The following is a 19,059-nucleotide window of genomic DNA, read 5'->3' as shown; positions in this document are numbered from 1 at the left end:
GTCGAGGGGAGAGCGACATGAACAGGATCATCAACATCATCGGTGTCTGCCTGCTGGCGATGGCCGGGGCGTTGCTCACGCTGAGCGAGATTGCCCTGGCGCAAACCGGGCCCGGGCAGGTGCTGACCCGCGACGGCGTGTCGATTGCATTCAACCTGCAACCGCTGGCTCGCGACGGCAAATTGCGTGAAGGCGAGTTCGCCGACGTGCAGTTTCGCGTCAGCGATGGCGCCTCCGGCCAGCCGCTGTCCGGTGTGGCGCCGGGAGCGTGGATCGATCCCGAAACCGTTGCCGCCGACCAGGCCCAGGGCCGCGACAAGAGCTGCAAATCCCGGGTCGGGACGTTCCTCAAATCCAACATCGGCGCGCGGCCGCTACTCGATCTCAACAGCTACTTCCTGCTGGTGATGAACCGCGATGCCAGCGTTTCGGTGATTGATCCGTCGGTCTCGGTCGGCGGCATCACCAGTACGTTGGCGCGGATCGAACTCAAGCAGCCGCCGATGGATTGGGTCACGCCCAGGGACAACAAACGGGTGTTCGTGTCGATGCCGACAGCAGGGGAGGTGGCGGTGATCGACAGCGAGCAATTCAAAGTCCTCGACTCGGTGGCCGCCGGCAGCCAACCGGTGCGGGTGGTATTGCAACCGGACGAGCGCCTGCTGTGGGTCGGCAACAACGCGGCGAAGGCCGAAGAGTCCGGTATCACCGTGATCGACGCGCAAAGCTTGAAACCGCTCAAACACTTGGCGACTGGTCGTGGCCACCACGAAATCACTTTCAGCAAGGACAGCCGCTTTGCCTTCGTCAGCAACCGCGACGACGGCACGTTGAGCGTCATCGACATCGCCAGCCTGAGCCTCCTGCAACAGATCAAAACCGGCTCCAGCCCGTTGTCGGTGGCGTATTCGCCGCTGTCCGGGGCGGTATATGTGGCCGATGGCAAGGACGGCACCGTCACGGTGATCGACAGCAACAGCCGCGCCGTGCGGCGGGTGATCAAGCTGCAACAGGGCCTTGGCCCGATGGGGTTCAGCGCCGATGGTCGCTTCGGTGTGGTGTTGAACACGGTAGAGAATCGCGCCACCGTCATCGATGCGGCCAATGATTCAGCGATCCATGATCTGGAAGTCTCGGCCGAACCCTATCAAGTGGTGTTCACCAAGGCCTACGCCTACGTGCGCGGCCTGGCCTCGCCGAAAGTCACCATGATCAATCTGGCGTCGCTCGGCGAAGGACGGCAGCCGATCAGCCAGGGTTTCGAGGCCGGGCCGCAGCCGCCACGGCTGGCCGGGGATTTGCCGCTGGCGTCGAGCCTTGCCGTGTCGCGGGATGACAACGCGGTGTTCGTGGTCAACCCGGTGGACAACACCACCTATTTCTACGCCGAAGGCATGAACGCGCCGATGTCCGGTTACCCCAATCGCGGGCAGGTGGCGCGTGCGGCGATGGTTGTCGACCGCAGCCTGCGCGAGGTGTCGCCGGGCCTGTACAGCGCCCGGGTGAAACTGCCGGCGGCGGGGCGTTTCGACGTGGCGTTCCTGCTCAATCAACCGAACATCATTCATTGCTTCAGCGCGCAGGTGGAGCCCGACGGCGCGGCTGAAAAACACGTCGGCCCGCCGAAAGTCGAGTTCCTGCCGGGCAAGACCGCCGTGGCGCTGAACGACCCGTACGTGGTGCGGTTCCGCATCGTTGAAGGCAAGCAAAAGGTGCAGCGCAGCGGCGTGAAAGACGTGCAGTTGCGCTACTTCCTCGCGCCGACATCGCGGCCCCGTGAAGTCGCGGCGCTGGAAGTCGCCGACGGTGTGTACGAAGCCCCGGTGACCCTCGACCGTAGCGGCGCCTGGTACCTGCATGTGCGCGCAGCATCGCTGGGCGCCGGTTTCGACGACAAGACATTTGCCAGTGTCCGGGTGCTGCCCGGTCAGACTCAGTGACGAGGACAACGCCATGAACCGATTCGCATCATCCGGCCTGCTGACCTTGTGTCTGTTGGCCGCTGGCATTCATCAGGCCCGAGCCCATTCGGCGGACGAACACGCGGGGCACAAGGCACCGGCCGCCAGCACCCAGGAACACACCCAGGTCAAATTCGTCGACGTGCCGCTGCTCGACCAGAACGGCAAGACCGTGCGCCTGGAACAGGATCTGGTGCACAACAAAATCGTCGTCATGAGTTTCATCTACACCAGTTGCACCACGGTTTGTCCGGTGGTCTCGTCGATCATGGGCAAGGTGCAGAAACAGCTGGGTTCGCGGGTCGGCGGCGAAGTGCAACTGGTGTCGATCAGCATCGACCCGCAGCGCGACGACCCGAAACGCCTGCTGGATTACGCCCGCTCTTTCCAGCGTGGGCCGGGCTGGAGCTGGCTGACCGGTTCGCCGCAGTCGATCAGCGCCACGCTCAAGGGCCTCGGCAGTTTCAGCGGTGACTTCAAGAACCATCAGCCGCTGATCCTCGTCGGTGACGGCAACAGCCGCCACTGGATGCGCTACTACGGTTTCACCGACCCGGCGTTGCTGGCCAAGGAAGTGGAAAAACTCAGCGGCCTGCGCACCCACGCCAAACACACCGCGATTGCCATGGAGCAACAGCCATGAGAATGCTCGACTGGATCAGCCTGACTGTGTGCTTCTGGATTCTCGGCAACGTGGCCTTTGCCCACGAAGGCCACGCGCCCGAGGCCCCGGCGACGGTTGCCGCCGCGCCGGCCAGAGGCACTCACGACGCAAAGACCTGGTTCACCGACACGCCGTTGCTGGATCAGCACGGCGTCACCCAGCGTTTTTACAGTGATGCGCTGCAGAATCGCGTGGTGCTGCTCAACGTGATCTTCACCAGTTGCAACGATGCCTGTCCGCTGATCACCCGCAAGCTCAAGGAAGTCCGCGAGCTGCTGGGCGACAAGGCCGACGGCATCACTTTCATTTCCCTTACCAGTGATCCGCTGCGCGACACGCCGGCGGTGCTCAAGGCTTACACCTTGAAGCAGGGTGCCGATGACCCTCACTGGCTTTTCCTTACCGGCGACAAGGCGCAGATGGATCTGGTGCTCGGTCGCATCGGCCAGATCGTGCCGACGCCGGAGCAGCACTCGACCCAGTTGATCGTCGGCGATGTCGCCAACAAACGCTGGAGCAAGATCCGTCCCGACGCCCCGGCCGCCGCCATTGCCCAGCGCTTGCAACTGCTGACAATGCCCGTGGCCGGCCGCTGAGTCCGCGCCATGAACCTGCGCCGCGTTCTCGCCTTGATCCTGCTCGCTGGCGCCAGCCTCGGCGCGGCCGCGTTGCCGCTGACCGCTGAGGAAAGCGCCGGCAAGCGCCTGTACCGCGAAGGCCTGTCGGCCAGCGGCGAGGCGATCATGGCGCGGGTCGGTGCGGCGGACGTGTTGCTGCCGGCCACTAGCCTGCCGTGCGCCAACTGCCACGGTGCCGATGGTCTCGGCCGACCCGAAGGCGGCGTGCGTCCACCGGAGCTGAACTGGTCGCGGCTGACCAGCCTCCACGGTCAGCAACAGATCAATGGCCGCAACTACCCGGCCTACACCGACAGCAGTCTGGCGCGGGTGATTCAGGAGGGGCGTGACCCCGGCAACAATCGGCTCGATCCGAGCATGCCGCGCTTTCTGCTGTCGATGAAGGATCAGCGCAACCTCACTGCCTATCTCAAACGCCTGGCCGATGATCGCGATCCGGGGCTCGATGACCTGACTTTGCACTTGGGCACTTTGCTGCCGAGCCAGGGGCCGCTGGCCGAGGAGGGCGCCACGGTGGCGGCGGTGCTCAACGGCAGCGTGGCGCGGATCAATCAGGCGGGCGGCATTCATGGCCGGCAACTGCGCCTGACCGTGGTCGATCCCGGCCCGGATCGCGCCAGCGCCGAGCAGGCCCTGCAACGACTGATCGTCGACGAAAAGGTCTTTGCGCTGATCGCCCCGCTGGCCCCGGCGCTGGATAGCGAACTGGCACCGCGTCTGGAGCAGGCCGGTCTGCCCCTGATCGGGACGCTGTCCTTGATGGGCTCGGTGCAGGCCAGTGCGCAGATTTTCGAACCGCTGCCGGGATTGCGCGAGCAGTTGATCGCCCTGGCCGACTACGCCACCGCCAGCCTGAAAGTGCTGCAAGGGCCGACGCTGATCGCCTATCCCGACGACCCGACCCAGGTGCAGGCCGCGCAGGCGCTGGGGCAATACTTGCAGGATCACGGCTGGAAAAATGTCCGAATGCAGGCCTACGACCCGGCAGCGGATGCCTTGCCGCTGGGCTCACGCTCGGTGTTCTACCTGGGCAGCGGCAGTGGTTTCAGTCGGCTGGCGGCGGGGTTGCAGCATGCCGGGCAGGTGCCGTACCTGTTCGCCACGTCGGGCCAGGTGGCGGGCGACCTGCTGCAAGTGCCCGAGGGCTTTTCCCGGCGCGTATTCCTGGCCTATCCCTTTGTGCCTAGCGACTGGACTCAGGCCGGGCGCATGGCCCTGACCCTGCTGCGCGAACATCAGGGCCTCGGCGCGCAGCATGCGGTGCTGCAAGTCGGCGCCTATGCCTCGATGCTGCTGTTCAGCGAAGCCATGAAGCAGGCCGGGCGCGACGCCAGCCGCGAAAAAATGGTGGCGGCCCTCGAAGGCCTGCACGACTTCGACACCGGCCTGACCCAGCGCCTCAGCTTCGGCCCCGGACGACGATCGGGCTTGAGCGGGGCGCATGTGGTCACCGTGGACTTGCCCGATCAGCGCTTCTATCTGGTCGCGCCCTACAAACCGATTCTCGCGAGCCCCTGAACGGAGGCCTGGATCATGATGCTCAAAAGCGTGTTGTGGTTGCTGGCGTGCTGGCTGCCGATGGCGTTCGCCAGTACGGAGCCGGTGGCGGCGCGGGTCAATGGCGAGGTGATTTCCGAGTTTCGTCTGGAACGGTTTTTCGCCGAGTACCTGGAAGACCGGGGCCGCGCCGTCGCGAGCATCCGCAGTCCCAAGGCCTATAAACAGCTGCGCCAGGCCGCGCTGGACACGCTGATCGACAAGGAACTGCTGTGGCAGGAGGCGCAAAAACGTGGCCTGAAGGTGGATGATCAAGCAGTGCAGCAACAGGTCGAACAGATTCGCGTGGCCATCGGCGGCAGAGACAACTTCCTGCGGCGTTTGCAGGATGCGGGGTTCGACGAAGCTTCGTTCACCGAATACACCCGACGTGAACTGGCGGCGCAGCAGATGTTCGCCGCGTTGATCCGCGCCAACACCTTGCAGGCTCGGCATCTGCTGGTTCGGGTGGCGCCGGACGCCGATGCCGCCACAGACGCGGCGGCGCGTCTACGCTTGATGCAGATGCGCGCCTCTGTGATTGAGGGAGCAACGTTCGCCAGCGATGCCGTTCGCTCGCCATTCGGCTGGCATTTGATCTATTTGCAGAACCACTTGGAGGCAGCCGATGTCCCACAGATGCAGGGGCTTGCAACAGTCCGGGTACAGCGTGCCCGACAGCAACAGGTCCAGGCTCGTCGCCAGGTGCTCGCGCAATTGCGGGCGCAGAACAGGATCGAACGAATTGACGACGATTGAAGGTTCCCCCCCAATAGTGGGGAATGGCTTCGATGCCCATTCAGGTGCTTCCCCGTTTCTGGGGAACGGGGTACCGGGACGAGCGGGCATTGTCATCAAATTCAAGGACATGAAGACATCAATTTACCGGCACTCGGCCTGGCATGAAGTGTGCGTTACCTCTTGTGAGGCGCACTCCAGCAGGATCGGGCAGTTGATTTGAAAAGGCCGGATCTGTCGCTGCAAGGAGTAGACCTTGGTTAACAAAGTACTGGTTGTCGAAGACGAACAGCTGCTTGCACAGAACCTTCAGGATTATCTGTCGGCGCAAGGGCTGGATGTCCGGATTGCACATGACGGCGCAGACGGAATCGGCCAGGCCGAGACCTTCGCTCCCGACGTGCTGGTGTTCGATTACCGCTTGCCCGATATGGAAGGGTTCGAGGTGCTCGACGCGGTCCGCCAGAACAGGACGTGTCATTTCGTGCTGATAACGGGTCACCCGACCGCTGAAGTCTGTGAGCGGGCGCGGCAACTGGGGGTCAGTCACATCCTGTTCAAACCGTTTCCACTGGCGGAACTGGCCCGAGCTGTCTGCGACCTTCTGGGGATCCAGCGCGAAGCGAAACCCGGTGCGAGCCCGTCCGAAGGGTTCGTCGAACGACGCCAGAGCAGGACCGAGAGCTTCCCGTTGCAGTTGTACGATGGCAGTTGGGTGCTGGCGGACCGCCGACGAAACCGGTCGGAGGTCATGGCACCGGACGACGATCAAATGCTCACCGGGGAGTAATGGCGCGATAGACGTTCCGGCACTCGCCGAACTCGCCTCCCGCGCCGTCAGGGCCTCAAGCCCCGGGTGTTGGAGAGCAAGCCATGGAACGTCTGTCCGTTGTCGTCGAAGCGTTGCAGCCTGCGTGTGCCCCGACACGCTTCTCCAGTGAACAACTGGCCCAGGCCCGGGCGCGGGCCGGCACCTCCGGGGAACGGGTGCTCGACGCACTCAATGTCCTTTGCGAACTGGCGCCGATGCCGTTCATTGCCAGCCTCGGCGCCACCCTGCATTACCCGGTGCTCGACACCGACACCCTGTTTCTGGCGACCCCGGTGTTCGACCGGGTCACCCTCGCGCAATGCCTCAAACGTGAATTCATCCTGCTGCGGCACAACGATGAAGTCATCGGTGTGTTCGCTGACCCCTTCGACACTGCGCGCCTGGCCTGGATCGACGAATGCCTGCACGGCGCGCCGCTGTATCTGGTGCACGCCGACGACCTCAAGGCCTATCTGGCCCGCCACGAAGAAAGCTTCCACGCCGTCGAATCGCTCAACGCCCAGGCCGATGCCGGCAGCGAGGTCGACACCCTGCAAAGCCTGTCGCTGACCAGCATCAGCGAAGACTCGAGCGTGGTGGTGAAACTGGTCAACTCGACCCTCTACGACGCGCTGAAAATGCACGCCAGCGACATCCACCTCGGCACCACCGGCAACGGTCTGGTGATCAAGTACCGGATCGACGGCGTGCTCAACAACATCAGCAAGATCCAGGGCAGCGAATTCGCCGAGCAGGTGATTTCCCGGGTCAAAGTCATGGCCGAACTGGACATCGGCGAAAAACGCGTGCCCCAGGACGGTCGCTTCAAGATCGGCATCAGCGGCCGGCAGATCGACTTCCGGGTGTCGATCATGCCGAGCATCTTCGGCGAAGACGCGGTGCTGCGGGTACTCGACAAACAGGACCTGGCCGACAAGGTCTGCGGCGTGCAGTTGCAGGCGCTGGGCTTTGAAGACGAAACCCTGCGCCAGCTGCGGCGTCTGGCCGCCGAACCCTACGGCATGGTGCTGGTGACTGGCCCCACCGGCAGCGGCAAGACCACCACGCTGTACGCGATGATCACCGAGATCAACCACGGTGTGGACAAGATCATCACCATCGAAGACCCGGTGGAATATCAGTTGCCGGGCGTGCTGCAAATCCCGGTCAACGAGAAAAAAGGCCTGACCTTCGCCCGTGGCCTGCGCTCGATCCTGCGCCACGACCCGGACAAGATCATGGTCGGCGAGATCCGCGACCCGGACACCGCGCAGATCGCCGTGCAATCGGCACTCACCGGGCACCTGGTGTTCACCACCATCCACGCCAACAACGTGTTCGACGTAATCGGTCGTTTCACTCAAATGGAAATCGACCCCTACAGCCTGGTCTCGGCGCTCAACGCGATTCTCGCGCAACGCCTGATCCGTCTGGTGTGCAGCAGTTGCAGCGCACCGGCCACCCCGAGCGATGAAGAACTGCGCGCTTCAGGCCTCGACCCGCACAAGGTCGGCCACTACCACTTCGTCCACGGCAAGGGCTGCGGCCACTGCCGGGGCAGCGGCTATCGCGGACGCACGGCGATTGCCGAACTGCTGCACCTGGACGACGAACTGCGGCAGATGATCGTCGAGCGCCAACCCATCACTCAGATCAAAGCCCTGGCCTGCGCCCGTGGTTTGCGCCTGTTGCGCGAATCGGCGCTGGAGCTGGTGGAGCACGGTAGGACCACGCTGGAGGAGATCAATCGTGTCACTTTTATCGCGTGATCAATTTATCGCCGTGCTCGGCGCCAGCGGTGTCGGCCTCGGCCAGCGCCGGGGCAGCGACACCCTGTGGCTGGGCAGCGTCGGCTACATCGACGAAGGCTTCCACAGCTACACCGTGGCGCTGGACACCCTCGACCGTCTGCTCGGCGAACACGCTCGCGCAGGTTCCGAGCTGAACGTGGTGATCTCCGGGCACTTCAGCCGTTTCTGCCTGGTGCCGTGGAGCGAGCAGATCAGCAGCCCCGAAGAACTGCGCGGCTTCGCCCAACTGTGTTTCGAAGACCTGTTTGGTGTACCGACGCAACCCTGGAGTCTGGTGCTGTCAGCCGAGCCGGCCGGTCACGACCGGATCGCCAGCGCCTTGCCGCAGGATCTGCTGGAACGCCTGCGCACCCTGGTCAGCGGTCGCAACCTGCGTCTGCGTTCGGTGCAGCCGTACCTGATGAGCGCCTTCAACCGCTTCGACAAAAGCCTCGACGCTGGCGACTTCCTGTTCGTGGTCGCCGAGCCGCAACGCAGCGTGTTGCTGCTGGCAAGGGAAGGGCGCTGGGTATCGGTGCGCTCGGTGGGCGGCAGCGACAGTGACGCGGCGCTGAGCGCTTTGATCGGTCGCGAACGGCAACTGCAAGCCTCCACCAGCGAACGCGCGTTCAACGTTTATTTGCACGCCCCGGCGCGCCTCGATGCGCAACCGGATGTAGCGGGGGTGCACTTGCGGACCCTCGAAGATGACTCGATGACCGTGCGTGACGCCTTGTACGTCATGTCCCGGGCGGTGGCCTGAGATGCGCGCCCTGAACCTCGACTTCCAGCCCCGTCCACGTTCCGGCCCATTGGGCTGGAGCCTGCTCGGCGGCGGTGTGTTCCTTGCGCTGGTGTGCTTCGGCGTGCAGCAGCACCTCGGCGATCAGGCCGAACAGCAGCAAGGTCACTTGCAGCACACCCAGCGTCAGCTCACTGGGGACAGCGATGCCAAGACCAGCCTGAGCCCGGCCGAGACCCGCGAGCAGGCGCAGAACCTTGCCGAAATGCGCAAGGTCTCGCAGCAACTGCGCCGCCCCTGGGAACGCCTGTTCGCCATGCTCGAAGCCATGCCGCGCGACGACATCGCGTTGCTGACCCTGACCCCGGATGCGCGCAAGGGGCAGGTACGGATCAGCGCCGAGGCGCGGGATCTGCAAGCGATGCTGGATTTCCACAAACGGCTGGAGGCCAGCGACGAGCTGTCCGACGTGTCGCTGCTGAGCCACGAAATCGTCGTCAAATCGCCGGAGCAACCGGTGCAGTTCAACCTGTCGGCAACCTGGGAGATGGGCGATGCGAATCCCTAGACTGATCGTCCACGAATACCTGCAAGGCCTCGGCGTTCCGGGTCTGGCCGGGCTGGCGTTGCTGCTTGTCACACTTGCCTGGGCACTCGGCGGTTTGCTGCCGGGCTGGCAATCGCTGCAACAGCTCAGCCAGCAAACCCAGGAAGCCACCGAATACCTGGCCAAGGTCGAGGACGGCAGCATTGCCCCGCCGGTGGTGCCGCAGCGTCAGCTCGATGATTTTCGCAACAAGCTGCCGGCCCAGCCGCAAGCCACCGTCGCCATCGACCGCATCTACGCCTTGGCCGCGCAGGAGCACATCACCCTGGCACGTGGCGAATACGCCCTTGGCGTCGATCCCAAGACCCATCTGGCGCGCTACCAGATCCTGTTGCCGGTGCGTGGCAGCTATCCGCAACTGCGCCGCTTCCTGCATGCCTTGCTCGGCCAGTTGCCGGCGGTGGTGGTGGAAGACGTCGAGTTTCAACGCAAGAAGATCGCCGACACCGACCTCTCCGGGCGGATCCGTATGACCCTTTACCTGTCGAGGTCGTGATGAACACCAAGCGTGTAACAGGGTGGGTGGCGTTCTTCGGCGTGGCGGCGGCGCTGGCCTGGTTGCCCGAATATTTTTCGCCGAGCGACGACGCGGACGCCACTGATGTCGCCGTCTCGACCCCGGCCAAAGCCACCGCCCGTGGCGCCTTGCCGGCCAGCAGCGCCAAGGCTGGCGCAGCCCCGATCAAGGACTTGAGCCCGGCCGGCGACCTGTTCGCCGCCAAATCCTGGAAGGCCGCGCCGACTCTGGCCACCGTCACCGAACAACCCGTCAACCTGACCCCGGTGGTGCAAGCCCCGAGCCTGCCACCGGTGCCGTTTCAGTTCGTCGGCCGCCTGCATGACCGCAGCGACCTGCAGGTGTTTTTGCAGGACGGCGAAAAAATCTACGTCGTGCGCAACGGGGATGTGATCGACGACACCTGGAAGATCACCGGCATTTCCGATCTGGAATTGAGCCTGGTCTACCTGCCTCTGCATTTGTCGCAGACCTTGTCTGTGGGGAGTACGCAATGAACAGATCCCGTTTGCTGATGAGCCTTGGCCTGTGCGCCGGGCTGGCCGCGTGCAGCACCGCGCAGGTCGCCAACAAGGAGGCTTCCGACCTGATCGATCAGGGCCAGTACGAGGCGGGCCTGGCCCGGATCCAGGAAGGCTTGCGGGAAAACCCTCGCGACACCGAGCTGCACCTGCTGCTCAACAGCGGCCGGGCCAAGGCGATCACCGCGTTGCTGACTTCCGGCGACACCGACCGCGCTCGCCGCGACTTCGCCAACGCACGCCTGGCCTACAGCCGGGTGCTGACCATCGAACCGAACAACCGCCGCGCCCAGGATGCCCTGCGTCAGCTCGACTACCTGCGCAGCATGGACGAGAAACTTGAGCTGGCCCGTGGCGACCTGCGCCGGGGCGACATCTACGGCGCCGACCGCCAGGTCAAACAGATCCTCGAACTCGATCCGAAGAACGACGGTGCGTTGGAACTGCAAGGCAACATCCGTCTGGTGCAGAGCCGCAACGTCATCCAGTACCCGCAACTGCGCACCCGGCTCGATCGCCCGGTGACCCTGGAATTTCGCGACGCCAACCTCAAGACCATTTTCGAAGTACTGTCGCAGGTCGCCGGCCTGAATTTCATCTTCGACAAGGACCTGCGCCCGGACATGAAAGCCACGATCTTCGTGCGTGATGTGCGCATCGAAGACGCGGTGGCCTTGCTGCTGCAACAGAACCAGTTGCACCAGAAAGTGGTGAACGAAAACACCTTGCTGATCTACCCGGACTCGCCGCAGAAGCTCAAGGACTATCAAGAGCTGGTGATGCGCACCTTCTACCTGACCAGCATCGACGCCAACACCGCACTGAACATGATCAAGACCATGCTCAAGACCCGCGACGTGTTCGTCGATGAACGCCTGAACACCCTGACCATGCGCGACACCGAAGACGCGATCCGCATGGCCGAGAAACTCCTGCAATCGCAAGACCAGTCCAACCCCGAAGTGGTGCTGGAAGTGGAGGTGATGGAGGTTGCCACCCAGCGCATTCTCGATCTGGGTCTGCAATGGCCGAGTACCTTCGGCGTGCTCAACAGTGATGGTTCGCCCGTCACGCTGCTGGGCCAGCTCAAGGGCATCAACTCCGACCGCATCTCGATCGGGCCATCGCCGCAGGCCAAGATCAACGCGCAGGACAACGACATCAACACCCTCGCCAGCCCGGTGATCCGAGTCAGCAACCGTGAGCAGGCGCGCATTCACATCGGTCAGCGCGTGCCGATCATCAGCGCCACCTCGGTGCCGTCCACGCAAGGGCCGGTGATCACCGAAAGCGTCACGTATCTGGATGTCGGTCTGAAGCTCGAAGTGACTCCAACGGTGCACCTGAACAACGAAGTGGCGATCAAGATTGCCCTGGAAGTGAGTAACGCCACGCCGCTGGAACCGACCCGCCAAGGGACGATCCCTGTGCAGGTCGACACCCGCAACGCGCAGACCTCGCTGCGCCTGCACGACGGCGAAACCCAGATCCTTGCCGGCCTGGTGCGCAACGACCATGGCGCCACCGGCAACAAGATTCCGGGCCTCGGCGACATTCCCGGTCTGGGCCGGCTGTTCGGTAGCAACAAGGACACCATCGGCAAATCGGAACTGGTGCTGTCGATCACCCCACGGATCGTGCGCAACCTGCCGTACCAGAGCCCGTCGGACATGGAATTCCCGACCGGCACCGAAACCAGCATGCACATCCAGGCACCGGATCGCTCGCAGAATTTCGTGATGCCGACGCCTGCCGCGCAGCCTCGCGCCATCGGCGATGCCGCCGTGGCAACCACTCGTGTCACTGTCGAGAAGCCTTGATCATGAACGCTTCCCAGCGCGGTTTTACCTTGATCGAAGTCGTGGTGACGCTGGCCCTGATCGGCCTGCTGGCCGGCATGGCTGCGCCGCTGACCGAGACCCTGGTACGGCGTGGCAAGGAGCAGGAACTGCGCACCGCGCTGTATCAGATTCGCGATGGCATCGACGCCTACAAGCGTGCCTTCGATGCCGGCTACATCGAGAAATCGCTGAACAGCAGCGGTTACCCGCCGAACCTGAAGGTGCTGGTCGAAGGCGTGCGTGACGTGCGTAGCGCCAAGGGTGCCAAGTTCTACTTTCTGCGCCGGATACCCCGCGATCCGCTGGTGCCGGCCAAACGTGACGACAACGGCGGTTGGGGCCTGCGGGCCTACGACAGTTCGGCCCAGAACCCGCGCGATGGCGAAGACGTGTTCGACGTCTACTCCCACGCCAAGGGCCGTGGCCTCAACGGCATCGCTTACCGCGAGTGGTGACTCTCATGCGCCGGGAAAAGGGTTTTACCTTGCTCGAACTGATGGTGGTGATGGCGATCATCGCGACCCTGATGACCATCGCCTTGCCACGCTACTTCAACAGTCTCGAAGCTTCGAAAGAAACCACGTTGCACCAGAGCCTGTCGGCGATGCGCGAGGCGCTGGATCACTACTACGGCGACACCGGGCGTTATCCCGATTCCATTGAGCAACTGGTCGAACAGCGTTACCTGCGCAATGCGCCACTGGACCCGATCACTGAACGCAATGACCAGTGGGTGCTCGTCGCACCGCCGGAAGGTGTGGCGGGCGGCGTGGCGGATATCAAGAGCGGTGCTACCGGGAGGGCGCGTGATGGCAGCCAGTATTCCGAGTGGTAAGCGCGCTGAGCAGGGCGGGTTCACCTACCTGGGCGTGCTGTTCCTGATCGTGATCATGGGCATGGGCCTGGCCAGTGCCGGCGAGTTGTGGTCGACGGTTTCGCGGCGCGATCGCGAGAAGCAACTGCTGTGGGTCGGCACTCAATACGCCCAGGCGCTGCGCAGCTACTACCGCAGTTCACCAGGGCTGGCGCAGTACCCGAAAGACCTGGCCGACCTGCTGCAGGACGAACGTTTTCCTGAGCCACGGCATCACCTGCGCCAGCTCTACCCGGATCCGATTGGCGGCGGTGAATGGGCGCTGCAACGGGGCTTCGACGGGCGCATCACCGGGATCAACAGTCCGTCTACCGAGGTGCCGTTGAAACAGGCGGACTTCCCGTCGCAGTGGTCGGATTTTGAAGGGATGCAGCGTTATTCGGACTGGCAGTTCGTGGCTGAAAAAGCCTTTCTCGATGGCACCGGCCCTGGCAACGGGTCTCCGGTCAAAGGCCAGTCGGCCCTGCCGCAGGCATTGCAGCCATGAGCCGTCCGTGGTGGTGCGCGTTGATCCTCGCTGCTGTGGCGTGCTGCGCCAGCGCCGCCGAGGAAGACGAAATGATGGGCTTCATCGTCGACGACACGATCTCGCACATCGGCCACGACTTTTACTACTCGTTCAGCGAACGCCTGCGCGACACCAGCCCGATGGATTTCAACCTGGTGGTGCGCGAGCGCCCCGACGCGCGCTGGGGGAGCCTTGTGACCGTGGAATATCAGCAACGCCTGGTGTATCGGCGCTTCCTGCCGCCGAACACCGTAGAACTGAAGGACGAGGCCTACGAGGCCGCCGACTCGGTTCGACTGGAGGTCGTCCGGCGCAAGCTGGAAGCCTTGTTGCAGGACACCACCGACCTTGAGAAGGACGAACTATGAACACGACAACGTTCTCACGGCGCCGCGGATTCTGGATCTCGGGGTTGTTGATCGGGCTCGCCAGCGCCGCCGCCGTCCAGGCCACCGAACTGGTCTACACGCCGGTCAACCCGTCGTTCGGCGGCAACCCGCTCAACGGCACCTGGCTGCTCAACAACGCCCAGGCGCAAAACGATTTCGATGACCCGGATCTGAAAAAGCGCACGACTGTGGCCGGGACTTCGGCGCTCGAACGCTTCACCAGTCAATTGCAGTCGCGGTTGCTAGGGCAACTGCTGGACAACATCTCCACCGGCAACACGGGGAGCCTGTCCACCGACGCTTTTATCGTCAACGTGGTCGACGACTCGGGGGCACTGACGATTGAAGTGACCGATCGAGCGACCGGGCAAGTTTCCGAAATTCAGGTGAACGGCCTCAACCCATGACGGGATGACGGTTCCGGGGAGTGATGGACATGAAAAAAATAATAGCGCTAGGGCTGATGTTGGCAGCATTACAAGGGTGTGGTCTGCGCGAGCCGATGTCGGCCGAGCAGGACACCGATACCCCGACCCTGACCCCCAGGGCCTCGACCTACTACGACTTGCTGAAAATGCCCCGACCCAAGGGCCGTTTGATGGCGGTGGTGTACGGCTTCCGTGACCAGACCGGACAGTACAAACCGACCCCGGCCAGTTCGTTTTCCACCAGCGTCACCCAGGGCGCGGCGTCGATGTTGATGGATGCCTTGCAGGCCAGTGGCTGGTTTGTGGTGCTTGAGCGTGAAGGGCTGCAGAACCTGCTGACCGAACGCAAGATCATTCGTGCGTCGCAGAAAAAGCCCAATACGCCGGTGAACATCCAGGCTGAACTGCCGCCGTTGCAGGCGGCGAACATGATGCTTGAGGGCGGGATCATTGCTTATGACACCAACGTGCGCAGCGGCGGGGAAGGGGCGCGGTATCTGGGGATTGATCTGTTCCGTGAGTACCGGGTGGATCAGGTGACCGTGAATTTGCGCGCGGTGGATGTGCGCAGCGGGCAGGTGTTGGCGAATGTGATGACCAGCAAGACGATTTATTCGGTGGCGCGCAGTGCCGGGGTGTTCAAGTTTATCGAGTTCAAGAAGTTGCTTGAGGCTGAGGCGGGGTATACGACCAATGAGCCGGCTCAGTTGTGTGTGTTGTCGGCGATCGAGGCGGCGGTGGGGCATTTGCTGGCGCAGGGGATTGAGCGGCGGTTGTGGCAGGTGGCGGGGGATAATTCTTCGCCTGCGGGGGATGAGACTTTGAATCGGTATCTCACCCAGAACAAAGTTGATCCTGAGGCAGAGTGAACGTGGCGGCCTTAGGGCCGACCAGGTTCTTTTGAGGTTGTGTGTATATCCGTTTTTTTGGGTGTTGCCACTGGCGGTTTCGCTCTTACAGCGACTCCCTTTGGCAAACGCCCCAAAGGAAGCAAAGGTCTGGGCCCCGGCGTTCGGCCCCTCGCTGGGGCTCGGGGTTCCTTCGTTCCGGGATTCATCCGGGGGCATCGCCTCCGGTTTGCTTCGCTGCACCTCCTCTCGATGTGTTCGACTTCGTCGAACGGTCGCTGCGCTCCCACCCCCGGATAAATCCCTCCACTCAGCCTGCCGAAGGGGCCGGCACGTCAAAAGCGGTACTCGAGCTAACGCTCATTGTGTTGAGTGGTTAGAAGCGAAAAGCATAAAGCAGAAAGCGGACTGCTTTTGCTTTGATCGTTCCCACGCTCCGCGTGGGAATGCCGCCCGGGACGCTCCGCGTTCCATTCTTGAATGTTTAAAAGTTGTGTCTGTTTTAACGATCCTTCCCACAAGGTTTTCAGGTTGTCCGTCGGAAGCGCGGGCTCTAGCCTGTTTCGGTCGCTGCCAATTCAGCGATCGGGTCTGGAAACCCGGATGTGCGAGAAAGCGAAATCGCTTTTCATAACGTATGCTTGCGCACCTTCATTGTGTGCACGCTGTTATGGCGGCTGTGCGCGGGAGACATTTATGTCTGCCGGGTCGCGTTCTCCCCGGATTTCCAGCCCGCGTACTGCTGCCACCCATTCTTCCTGGAAGTCGATTGGGCCGGCTGCAACCATCAATGAGGACGAAATGACCATGAAGAAACCAACACCCAACCCACCCGAAAACCAGGCCAGTCTCGAAACCGACCCAACCTCCCCATACACCTCCATCAACTCAAAAAAACTCCACGAAGCCGCCGAACGCGCCCTGGACCATTACCTCTGCCCCGGCGCCCACATCATGGGCAGCGTCAACGAACCCGCCCCGATGTACCTCGCCAACCCGGTCTACAACACCGAATCCCTGCTCGCTAACGCCTGCGAATCCCTCGGCTCCGCCAGCGAAATGCTCAACAACTTCGCCGCCACCCTCGACCCCGCCCACCGCAAGACCGCGCTGGGTATCGCACAGATCCTCATGTTGAGTGAGCTGGCCGTAAATCAGGCCTTGGATCATGTCGAGCTGAAGGACTGATCCATCCCCAATAAAAAACGCGACCCAAGAACAGGGCCGCGTTTTTCATATTCAAATTGGAGTCACCATGGATCCCCTGATCTCCCCAATCGTTTCAGACTTCGAAAGCGAAGAGCAGGCCGCCAGCTATGACCGTTGGTTGCGTGCCAAAGTACAGGCTTCAATCGATGACCCACGACCCAGCATTCCGAATGCGCAGGTGATGGCTGAAATGTCGGCCCTGATGGAGGACAAACGAAGAAAGCATGAGGCGGGGTGAGTGCTTTGCGTTGGCAATGTGAAAAGTAGAAAAGCGCAATGCCGATTGCGGCTACTCTACTGCTTCCTGACGACTAACTATTTTTGAGGAGCGCATGGACCTTTCACCACCACTGGAAATCGACAGCGCTACCTATGCAGAATTCTTGGGCCTGTGGGAAATGGGTTCCTTTGATAATCAGCGATTGGGACAAGCCTTCTACAACCATTTCCGTCTCCATCGGTTAACCGATCAGGCTTTGTTGCATGGGCTTTACGAGGCAGACGGCAAGAAGGCTCGAGCCGCTATAAGTCGCATATTTAATCTCAATTAGCATCAGCCCTTTTGCGCATTGATTCCATTAAGGCATGTATCTCGGCCATCACCTGGTCATGCGGGATGTTCGGACGCGGATCATCGAGAGAGGCCTGTACTTCGGCCCTAAACCAACGATCATAACTAGCAGACTGTTCCTCAGGATCAAGATCCGAAACAACCGGGCACAGTGGGTCGATCATGGAACCTCCGGGTATCGCTGTCGTCGCTGTCTGGATGAGTTGCATGTAGGCCAAGCTCCATGAGGATCAAGTTGTCCCGGCAAATCCTAGAGCCTGCACTTCCGACGGCCAACCGCCAGAATTCGTCAGAAAACTCCCCGAATTTCTGAAGAGGTTCCGTTTTCCGTAGGACGCCACTCAAGCGTCAGCGCAAAAAAACCGCGACCCCAAGAGATCGCGGTTTTCCAACACCCAAGCCTTACTGTTGCAAAACCGTCGCCTGGTTAGCCGACCCGAACTGCTGAATATTCGCGGTCTGTGTCATCCCGCTCTGGTCCACATTGGCAATGTTCCCGGTCCCGCCCTGGGTCACGTACGCCACGTTCATGGTGTCAGCCTGTTTCACGGTGATCATGTTGTCGCTGCCATACAGCTGCGCGGTGTACGCCTGGTTGCCGGTGCCCGACTGGTCGAATTCGGTGCTGTTGCCCGTGCCGTTCGAGCTGCCTTGGGCCAGGTTGGTGGTGCCGCGTTGATCGGAGATCAGGATGTTGTCGCTGCCGTTCTGATCGAAGTACAGCTCGTTGTAGGAATCAGCCTGGCTGACTGTGGTTTTGTTGCCGGTGCCAGTCTGGTGGGTCGTCATGATGTGGCCGACGCCGTCCTGGGTGAAGCTGGCGATGTTGCCGTTACCCGCCTGATTGATCGTCGCACGCTGGTTGCTGCCGAACTGGCCGCCGTGTTGCGGGCCTTTCCAGTTGCTGGCGTAGACCTTGTTGTCGTTGCCCACTGAGGTGGCGTTGAGCGTGTGACCGTCGCCGCTCTGGTAGGTGTAGTGCACGTTGCCGTTGCCGACTTGATAGAGCGACAGCGTCGAGTTGACCGACTCGAACTGGTCGGCGTAGATGGCGTTGGTGTTGCCGACCTGGGTGACGGCGGCGGTGTTGTTTTCGCCGAAGCTCTGGTCGACCACGGTTTCGTTGCTGTCGCCGTATTGGTTGACGGTGGCCTGGCTGGCCAGTTGGGTGTCTTGCCAGATTTCGCTGCCGTTGAGGTTGCCGAACTGGTTGATGGTGATGTTGCCGCCGGTGCCGTTGCGTTGGTCGGCGTAGCCGTAGTTGTTTTCGCCGGCCTGGTTGATGCCGATCTGCCCACCGTTGTGGGTGACCTGTTCGGCGGTGCCGTAGTTGGCGGTGCCGTATTGGGTGATCACCGAGCTGTTGCCGCTGCCTTCATAGAGTTGTTCGATGTTGGCTTCGTTGCTGTCACCGAACTGGAAGGTCTTGCCTTCGCTGCCGTTCTGCGAGTCCTGGTAGACGAACGAGAAGTTGCCGGTGCCTTGCTGCTGTTGCAGGGCGGTGTTGGGTGAGCCGAAGCCCAGCGACTGGCTGGCGTGGGTGGTGTTGAAGGCGCCGACCTGTTGTTGGGTGATGGTGCCATTGTCTTCGTAAAGTTGTTCGGCATAGGCGGCGTTGTAGTCGCCGACCGCGTCCTGGGTGATGACGCTGCTGGCGGTGTCTTGCACGGCGGCGGCGTCGTTGCCTTGGCCGAGTTGGGTCTGGGTGGCGCTGCTGAACGGGGCCTGGGTCTGCTTCACATTGGCGATGTTGGCAGTACCGACCTGGCTCTGGGTGGACAGGCTGTCGTCGGCCATGGCCTGGGCACTGATCATGACCAGGATGGCGGCGGTGAGGGGCGTCAGTTTGAACATGATGAACTCTCC

General features: G+C 62.2%; 23 protein-coding genes. 21 read left to right on the top strand and 2 right to left on the bottom strand.

Annotated features, from left to right (window positions below; genetic code table 11):
- Positions 1–17: 17 nt before the first annotated feature.
- The 21 genes from AC1RME_RS13820 to AC1RME_RS13720 all read left to right on the top strand — a co-directional run bounded on the left by AC1RME_RS13820 (position 18) and on the right by AC1RME_RS13720 (position 17,173).
- On the top strand, positions 18–1,940 hold the full coding sequence (locus AC1RME_RS13820) for a YncE family protein (RefSeq protein ID WP_096821311.1): 1,923 nt from the start codon (positions 18–20) through the stop codon (positions 1,938–1,940).
- 13 nt (positions 1,941–1,953) lie between these two features.
- Positions 1,954–2,604, top strand: coding sequence for an SCO family protein (locus tag AC1RME_RS13815; RefSeq protein WP_096821312.1), 651 nt, complete (start codon positions 1,954–1,956; stop codon positions 2,602–2,604).
- Positions 2,601–3,221 carry an SCO family protein gene (locus tag AC1RME_RS13810; RefSeq protein ID WP_096821313.1) on the top strand — a complete coding sequence of 207 codons (621 nt, stop codon included), beginning with the start codon at positions 2,601–2,603 and terminating at the stop codon, positions 3,219–3,221. The genes AC1RME_RS13815 and AC1RME_RS13810 overlap by 4 nt, the downstream gene beginning before the upstream one ends.
- 9 nt (positions 3,222–3,230) lie before the next feature.
- Positions 3,231–4,781: an ABC transporter substrate-binding protein gene (locus AC1RME_RS13805; protein WP_096821314.1), complete on the top strand. Its 1,551-nt coding sequence runs from the start codon at positions 3,231–3,233 to the stop codon at positions 4,779–4,781.
- A gap of 15 nt (positions 4,782–4,796) precedes the next feature.
- The gene (locus tag AC1RME_RS13800; protein WP_096821315.1) at positions 4,797–5,558 is read left to right on the top strand and encodes a SurA N-terminal domain-containing protein; all 762 of its coding nucleotides are present in this window, start codon (positions 4,797–4,799) and stop codon (positions 5,556–5,558) included.
- 235 nt (positions 5,559–5,793) lie between these two features.
- Complete coding sequence (locus AC1RME_RS13795) at positions 5,794–6,327, top strand: response regulator (RefSeq protein ID WP_096821316.1); 534 nt, start codon at positions 5,794–5,796, stop codon at positions 6,325–6,327.
- Positions 6,328–6,410: 83 nt separating this feature from the next.
- Positions 6,411–8,117 (top strand): GspE/PulE family protein, encoded by a 1,707-nt coding sequence (locus tag AC1RME_RS13790; protein ID WP_493072788.1) that lies wholly within the window; start codon positions 6,411–6,413, stop codon positions 8,115–8,117.
- Complete coding sequence (locus tag AC1RME_RS13785) at positions 8,098–8,901, top strand: hypothetical protein (protein WP_096821318.1); 804 nt, start codon at positions 8,098–8,100, stop codon at positions 8,899–8,901. Before AC1RME_RS13790 ends, AC1RME_RS13785 begins: the two co-directional genes overlap by 20 nt.
- Before the next feature lies 1 nt (position 8,902).
- Positions 8,903–9,448, top strand: a complete 546-nt coding sequence (locus tag AC1RME_RS13780) for a PilN domain-containing protein (protein ID WP_096821319.1) — start codon at positions 8,903–8,905, stop codon at positions 9,446–9,448.
- Complete coding sequence (locus AC1RME_RS13775; protein WP_011333432.1) at positions 9,435–9,983, top strand: GspMb/PilO family protein; 549 nt, start codon at positions 9,435–9,437, stop codon at positions 9,981–9,983. The genes AC1RME_RS13780 and AC1RME_RS13775 overlap by 14 nt, the downstream gene beginning before the upstream one ends.
- On the top strand, positions 9,983–10,501 hold the full coding sequence (locus AC1RME_RS13770; RefSeq protein ID WP_096821320.1) for a hypothetical protein: 519 nt from the start codon (positions 9,983–9,985) through the stop codon (positions 10,499–10,501). The genes AC1RME_RS13775 and AC1RME_RS13770 overlap by 1 nt, the downstream gene beginning before the upstream one ends.
- A complete protein-coding gene (locus tag AC1RME_RS13765; RefSeq protein ID WP_096821321.1) occupies positions 10,498–12,345 on the top strand; it encodes a secretin GspD/PilQ domain-containing protein in 1,848 nt (615 codons plus the stop codon). The genes AC1RME_RS13770 and AC1RME_RS13765 overlap by 4 nt, the downstream gene beginning before the upstream one ends.
- A gap of 2 nt (positions 12,346–12,347) precedes the next feature.
- A complete protein-coding gene (locus tag AC1RME_RS13760) occupies positions 12,348–12,821 on the top strand; it encodes a type II secretion system protein (RefSeq protein WP_085733232.1) in 474 nt (157 codons plus the stop codon).
- 5 nt (positions 12,822–12,826) lie between these two features.
- Complete coding sequence (locus AC1RME_RS13755; RefSeq protein WP_096821322.1) at positions 12,827–13,201, top strand: type II secretion system protein; 375 nt, start codon at positions 12,827–12,829, stop codon at positions 13,199–13,201.
- Positions 13,176–13,727: a type II secretion system protein gene (locus AC1RME_RS13750; RefSeq protein WP_096821323.1), complete on the top strand. Its 552-nt coding sequence runs from the start codon at positions 13,176–13,178 to the stop codon at positions 13,725–13,727. The genes AC1RME_RS13755 and AC1RME_RS13750 overlap by 26 nt, the downstream gene beginning before the upstream one ends.
- Complete coding sequence (gene csgE, locus AC1RME_RS13745; RefSeq protein ID WP_096821324.1) at positions 13,724–14,116, top strand: curli production assembly/transport protein CsgE; 393 nt, start codon at positions 13,724–13,726, stop codon at positions 14,114–14,116. Before AC1RME_RS13750 ends, csgE begins: the two co-directional genes overlap by 4 nt.
- Positions 14,113–14,544 carry a curli assembly protein CsgF gene (locus tag AC1RME_RS13740; RefSeq protein ID WP_096821325.1) on the top strand — a complete coding sequence of 144 codons (432 nt, stop codon included), beginning with the start codon at positions 14,113–14,115 and terminating at the stop codon, positions 14,542–14,544. The genes csgE and AC1RME_RS13740 overlap by 4 nt, the downstream gene beginning before the upstream one ends.
- Before the next feature lie 29 nt (positions 14,545–14,573).
- Positions 14,574–15,434, top strand: a complete 861-nt coding sequence (locus tag AC1RME_RS13735; protein WP_493091416.1) for a CsgG/HfaB family protein — start codon at positions 14,574–14,576, stop codon at positions 15,432–15,434.
- 786 nt (positions 15,435–16,220) lie between these two features.
- The gene (locus AC1RME_RS13730) at positions 16,221–16,601 is read left to right on the top strand and encodes a DUF6124 family protein (protein ID WP_096821371.1); all 381 of its coding nucleotides are present in this window, start codon (positions 16,221–16,223) and stop codon (positions 16,599–16,601) included.
- A 67-nt stretch (positions 16,602–16,668) separates the two neighbouring features.
- Positions 16,669–16,860 (top strand): type II toxin-antitoxin system RelB family antitoxin, encoded by a 192-nt coding sequence (gene relB, locus AC1RME_RS13725; RefSeq protein ID WP_096821327.1) that lies wholly within the window; start codon positions 16,669–16,671, stop codon positions 16,858–16,860.
- A gap of 94 nt (positions 16,861–16,954) precedes the next feature.
- Positions 16,955–17,173 (top strand): hypothetical protein, encoded by a 219-nt coding sequence (locus AC1RME_RS13720; protein ID WP_096821328.1) that lies wholly within the window; start codon positions 16,955–16,957, stop codon positions 17,171–17,173.
- On the opposite strand, the gene relB (AC1RME_RS13715) is transcribed toward AC1RME_RS13720, so the two are convergent.
- Both relB (AC1RME_RS13715) and AC1RME_RS13710 read right to left on the bottom strand, forming a co-directional pair.
- A complete protein-coding gene (relB, locus tag AC1RME_RS13715; protein ID WP_096821372.1) occupies positions 17,166–17,357 on the bottom strand; it encodes a type II toxin-antitoxin system RelB family antitoxin in 192 nt (63 codons plus the stop codon). The genes AC1RME_RS13720 and relB (AC1RME_RS13715) overlap by 8 nt on opposite strands.
- A 238-nt stretch (positions 17,358–17,595) precedes the next feature.
- Entirely contained in the window at positions 17,596–19,047 is a 1,452-nt protein-coding gene (locus AC1RME_RS13710; RefSeq protein WP_096821329.1) for a curlin, read from the bottom strand.
- Positions 19,048–19,059 lie beyond the last annotated feature (12 nt).

The organism is Pseudomonas sp. GW822-FHT03F08, assembly GCF_058801265.1.
Note: the sequence above shows the minus strand (reverse complement) of the source record. Positions and strands in the feature narration are given on the sequence as shown.